Raw genomic sequence first — 1790 nt, 5'->3', positions numbered from 1 at the left:
AGGAATTGCATATTTTGATATCCGAGGAAAAACAAGCTTTGCGTAAGGAGGAGCTGTTTCTTCATCTATTAGAGGAGCTGATCCGCCATTATTCAGATGTCACGTTCCTTAGCAGCGTTCCAGAACCATCAGACGAAGTCAAAATGGTTTGTGAATTTTTAGAAGAGCATTATGCCGAAAATGTCACACTCAATGATTTGAGTGAATTAACAGGCTGGAGCAAGTATCATTTATTGCGTTCATTTACAAAACAAAAAGGCATTACCCCTAATAGCTACATGGAAACAATCCGGATTAATCAAGCCAAAAAACTCCTTGAACAAGGGGTAAGGCCGATTGATGCGGCATTTCAGACAGGATTCAGCGATCAGAGTCATATGACGAAGTTTTTTAAACGGCAGGTGGGGCTGACGCCGAAGCAATACATGAAGATTTTTGAAAAGGAGCTTCACAGATGAACATACAAAGAGAAACTTCGGGGCATATCGCAGCCATTGTGACCATTCTGATTTGGGGGACGACCTTTATTTCGACAAAAGTTCTGCTGGCTGACTTCTCTCCAATGGAAATATTATTTTATCGGTTTTTGATGGGCTTTATCGCTCTTATCCTCGTCCGTCCCAACATGATTCCGTTCAGAAATTGGCGGCAGGAGCTGTTGTTTGCCGGAGCTGGTTTATTTGGCGTAACCTTATACTTTCTATTAGAAAATATAGCTCTCACCTATACATACGCATCCAATGTCGGCATGATCGTGACCGATGATCACTGCGGTTTTGGCCCATTTTCTGCTCGAAGGCGAAAAACTGCGTCTGACTTTTTTGATTGGATTTGTCTCGGCACTGATCGGGCTTTTATTGATTACGTTTAACGGCAATGTGGTACTGCGTCTAAATCCGCTCGGAGACATCATGGCAGCCGGGGCTGCTCTCGTGTTTGGCGGATACTCGATATTCATGAAAAAATTAAGCGCTTACGAATACCACATCATCGAGTTGACACAGAGAGTATTTTTGTACGGCTTATTGTTTATGGTTCCCGCTTTATTTTTGTTCGACTTCCATTTTGACCTAAGCCGATTTTCATCTGCTTCAAATATACTCAACATGCTTTTCTTAGGGATTGGCGCTTCGGCCCTGTGCTTCGCCACTTGGAATTATTCAGTTGGCGTGCTCGGAGCCGTCAAATCCAGTGCTTATATATACCTGGTCCCGGTTATCACAATTGCCGCCTCCGTCCTGATCCTGCATGAAAACATGACATGGATCGCTCTTCTAGGAGGCGCCCTTACGCTTTTAGGCCTCTACATCTCGGAGATGAAACCGAAAGCGAAGCTGTTGGAGAATGGATGTAAAATGGATGCTTAACGGCATCCATTTTTTTATTTTGTCCTACGTTTGCCACCTATAAATGAACGCAATCTAACAAAGGAGGAATCGAAATGGTTGATGAAATGGTCTTAATCACACAGCAATGGCTGAACGATACGTACAGCGGCAAACATGGGTATAACCCTGTAGAAGAAAGCGGGAAAACTGGGTGGGATACGATCTACGGTCTGACTCGGGCGCTTCAAATTGAATTGGGTATCTCAGAGCCAGCCGATAACTTCGGGCCGACAACACAGCGTTTATTTAAGCCTCTTAAACGCCAAGCTCCAGATTCAAAACCAAGCAACATGAATTTTATTTTACAAGGGGCTTTATGGTGTAAAGGCTTTAATCCCGGCGGTTTTACAGGCGTCTTTTACGAAAAAACTGAAAATGCGGTAAAAGAATTTCAAAAAGCTG

The 1790-nt window shown here is 43.5% G+C and carries 2 protein-coding genes and 1 pseudogene; all 3 read left to right on the top strand.

Translation table 11 applies throughout. From position 1 onward, the window contains the following. A partial coding sequence (locus ACWHAR_RS20485) for a helix-turn-helix transcriptional regulator (RefSeq protein ID WP_452087661.1) occupies positions 1 to 458 on the top strand: 458 nt, incomplete at its 5' end. After that, a pseudogene (locus ACWHAR_RS20480) lies at positions 455 to 1367 on the top strand (DMT family transporter). The gene ACWHAR_RS20485 and the pseudogene ACWHAR_RS20480, both read left to right, overlap by 4 nt. 74 nt (positions 1368 to 1441) lie before the next feature. Beyond that, positions 1442 to 1790, top strand: a 349-nt coding sequence (locus ACWHAR_RS20475; RefSeq protein WP_452087660.1) for a peptidoglycan-binding domain-containing protein, incomplete at its 3' end; no start/stop codon positions are given.

It is taken from the genome of Bacillus sp. LR--39, assembly GCF_053613335.1.
Note: the sequence above shows the minus strand (reverse complement) of the source record. Positions and strands in the feature narration are given on the sequence as shown.